Origin of the sequence: Pseudomonas sp. B35(2017), from assembly GCF_002113645.1 — a bacterium.
Taxonomy (GTDB): domain Bacteria; phylum Pseudomonadota; class Gammaproteobacteria; order Pseudomonadales; family Pseudomonadaceae; genus Aquipseudomonas; species Aquipseudomonas ekonensis.
The window spans coordinates 1-3,976 of record NZ_NEIZ01000037.1 but is presented as its reverse complement, the minus strand read 5'-3'; the positions used below and the strand labels follow the sequence as shown (position 1 = coordinate 3,976).

At 57.1% G+C, this 3,976-nt stretch carries 2 protein-coding genes; both read left to right on the top strand.

What is annotated here, in order from left to right:
- Positions 1-430, top strand: a 430-nt coding sequence (locus CAG41_RS27970) for a DUF4123 domain-containing protein (protein WP_139835007.1), incomplete at its 5' end; no start/stop codon positions are given.
- Positions 427-3,976: DUF6531 domain-containing protein (locus CAG41_RS27965; protein ID WP_085707750.1), on the top strand; the 3,550-nt coding region annotated here is incomplete at its 3' end. The genes CAG41_RS27970 and CAG41_RS27965, both read left to right, overlap by 4 nt.

Here is a 3,976-nt window from a genome sequence, read left to right as displayed (position 1 = left end):
CCTGCGCAGCCTCACCCAAGTGAAGATGCCGGACGGGACCGAGGTGTTCTTCCGCTTCTGGGACGGCCGGCACATCCACCCGATCCTCAAGGGGCTGGGCGAGGCGGCCGGGGAACTGCTGCCGGTGTTCGAGCGCTACCTGATCAACGGGCAGAGCCTGGAGGTCGGGCCGCGGGTGGTGAGGAAGGCGAAGGACTGGCCGTGGTGGGAGGTGCCACAAAAACTCCTGAGCTCGCTAGCGGAAAAAGATCCCACCACTGTCGTCGAGAATCTGATGCAGTGGTTGTCTGAGGACTGTCCAGAGCTGTACTTCGAATTCCCAGAAGCCAACCTGCGTAGAAAGGTCGAGCGCTTCGTACGTCAAAACCCAAACACAGAAGAAATGGCAGAGCGTCTTGCTGCTGAGCTGACAAAGGAAGTCACGTCATGAATACCCCTATTGGCACATTGGTTCTGCGCGTGCTGGACGCCAAAACACCTGACGTGGACCTGATTCTCAAAGACTTCAAAAACTGCCTAAGTAATTACAAGGAATGGGCTGACGGTTTCTGGACAGGCTGGGCACTTGATGTCGACCAGACCTTCAAGGTCGGAAATGAAGTCAGCGTGACCAAACGCAAAACCAAAACCGGAGCCGTGGAAACTTATGCGACCTGTCCGCTGGTGGGTGACTTCACGCTGATTCACATGTTCGAATCTGCGCGATTCGTGCCCATTGGCAACACTCCGGTAAAACTGGAGCCGGTGACCAAAGGGACGTTCTACGACGATGTTACCGGACCGGTTATTGAAACCATGATTGGCCCAAGTGGCATCAAAGTGGTGGAAGGTTGCAAAAAGGGACAGATGTATCGCATCACTTTCTTTCCCAACGTTTCCCAGAGCGACGTCAAGGCGCTCTATGACTCTTATCAAGGCGTCATCGGAAAACTTGATGGTTGGTTGAAAAGCGAATGGTCGAGCAAGTTTAAACCACAATGGGCAAGCTACTCCGCGGCAGATCGCGCAGGTCGCTCGATCATACTGCTCAAGCGGGCTCTGGACGGTTTTGAAAAAGCTCTGTTGCAGCTGTGGGATGACATCAAAAGTCTGTTCGAACTACTGGCCAACCCGAGAAAAAACTACGCGAAGCTGAAAAAGTATCTGTCGGATGTCGAGATAGACAAGCTCTATGCTGCTTCTAAGGAGTCGATCGCCTCAGGGTTGTTGATCCTGAGTGATGAACCGCTAATGTTCATCTACGTTTCGGCCATTGTGGCCTGGGTCGGCATGCTACCGCCCCAGGTCATCGTTGATGTTATGACCGCGATCGCGTCGGAGTTCCTGATCAACGTTCTGGTGGGCATCTGCCTGACTGGTGGCGCGGGACTGGCTGTAAGAGCAGGGACAAAAGTACTTTCCACCGTCAAATCCGGAGAAGCGCTCAAATACCTTGAAGACCTCGCCTCGACCCTGATGACACTCAGCAACAAGCACGCTCTACCAGCGCATGCAGAGGTGTCGAAGCCGATCATTGCCAGTTCCACAAACGTACCGATGAAGCCTGCAAAGACCGCAGTGCTTAAGATCGATGAGGCTGCCACCGAGGCCCCCAAGCCCAAACCTCAGCCGCCGAAAGGTGAGCCCAAAAGTCAGGTCGCCCAGCCACCCGCCAAGCCCCCTCTACCAAAAACTGCAGATACACCGAAACAGGAGGTCAAAGACGCTTCATCGTTTCCCCGGGACAAAAAGCAAAATCAAACCTCGCTCCACCAAAAGGAAAAGGTCGACGACGTACCTGATCAATCCAAGACGCCCGACGACAAAAGCGCCACCTGCGCAAAGAAAACCTGCACCAATGGCTGCCCTGTATCGATGGTGACAGGGGAAGAACTGTTGACGATAAACGACGGTGAGCTGGGCGGCCTGCTTCCGTTTACCTGGGCTCGTCTCTACCGTACCAGCGCCGCGGAGATCGACTGTGGCCTAGGCTACGGCTGGAGTCACGCCCTTGCCCAACGAGTAGACATTAATGGCAACGAGGTCGTCTGGACCGACCATGAAAACCGTGTCACGACCTTTCCTATGCCGAGCGAGCAGCGCCCGGCGATCACCAATAGCCTTTCGGAAGCCGCGATTTTCATCGGCAATGATCCTTCCGAACTTGTCTTCACACAGGCTGGTGAACGTAAGCAGTTCTATCACTTCCGCTTCAACAATAAAGGCGCGACGCTGATCGCCATCAGTGATAACTACGACAATCGACTGCACATCACCCGTGACATCCACGGTCGAATCAAGCGTGTGGATAACGGGGCCGGTCGAGGACTTCTGGTCCGATACGACCGCAAGCACATCGTCGCCATCGACTATCAGCAATTCGTCCCGGCAGACAATCTGGAAGATGCATGGAACACCGTCCAGACATTGGTCACCTACACCTACGATGCTCAACAACGCCTGATCAAAGCCACGAACGCTGCCGGCGAGTCAGAGCGGTACACCTACAATGAGAGGAACGTCATTCTCGAGCGGCAGCTCGCCGGCGGCGCCAGTTTCTACTGGGAATGGGAAAAGGAAGGTAAGTCAGCGCGTTGCACCCATCACTGGGCCAACTTCTCGCAGATGGACGCGCACTACTCCTGGGATGACAAAGGTAGCGTTACAGTTACCAACGCCGATGGCAGCGAAGAGATCTACATCCACGATGACAAGGCCAGACTCGTCGCCAAGGTCGACCCGGATGGCGCGGAGCATCTTAAAGCTTATGACGATCAAGGCCGGTTGATTGCCGAAAAGGATCCGCTCGGTGCGGTCACTGAATATAAATACAATGAAGCGGGTCGACTGGTCGCGATAATCCCCCCGGAAGACGTGCCGACCTCCTACGAGTATTACAACGGTTACGTCCGTGTGGTTAACCGTGGCTCAGCCAAGTGGATCTATTGGCGTAACGACCAGGGCGATATCACCGAGCAAGTTGATCCGGATGGCAACTCGACGCACTACAGCTACGACCGCCAGGGACGTTTACTGGAGATCAGACACCCTGATGGAAGCCGTCATCAACTGGGTTGGAACAATCTTGGCCAATTGCTGGAGGAACGCTTACCCAGCGGCGGTCAGCGCAAATATCGTTACGACGCACTCGGTCGGCAGATCACGCGTCAGGCTGAGACCGGTGCAGTCACTCACTATCAGTGGGATGCTGTAAACCGCCTATCAAAGATTACTCTGCCCGGCGGTGCAACCCGCGAGTTTACCTACAACCCTTACGGCCGCGTCACCGCCGAATGCGACGAACTCGGCCGCATCACCCGCTACGAGTACGCCGACAACCTGCACCTGGTCAGCCGCCGCATCAACCCGGACGGCAGCCAACTGCGCTACCGCTACGACAACTCGCGCCTGCTGCTCACCGACATCGAAAACGAACGCGGCGAGCACTACCGCCTCGACTACTACAGCAACGGCCTGATCCAGCAGGAAACCGGCTTCGACGGCCGCCGCACCGCCTACGAATACGACCTCAACGGCCAACTGCTGAAGAAGACCGAGTTCGGCGACGACGCCAGCGAGCTGGTGACCGAGTACCAGCGCGACGCCGCCGGCCGCCTGCTGGTGAAGACCCTGCCCGACGGCGAGGAAATCCACTACAGCTACGACGCCCTCGGCCGCCTGGTCAGCGTCGACGACGGCCACTGGCCCCTCGCCTACGAATACGACCTGCAGGATCGCCTGACCACCGAGCACCAAGGCTGGGGCACCCTGCGCTACGAATACGACAGCGTCGGCCAGCTCAAGCATTGCCGCCTCCCCGACGGCAGCACGCTCGACTACCGCCATCTGCCCGGCGGCCAGCTCAGCGGCATCGACCTCAACGGCTCGCGCCTGACCAGCCACCAGTTCAGCGCCGGCCGCGAACAGCAACGCCAGCAAGGCCTGCTGCTCAGCCAATACCAATACGACGAACAAGGGCGGCTGCAGGCCCACAGCG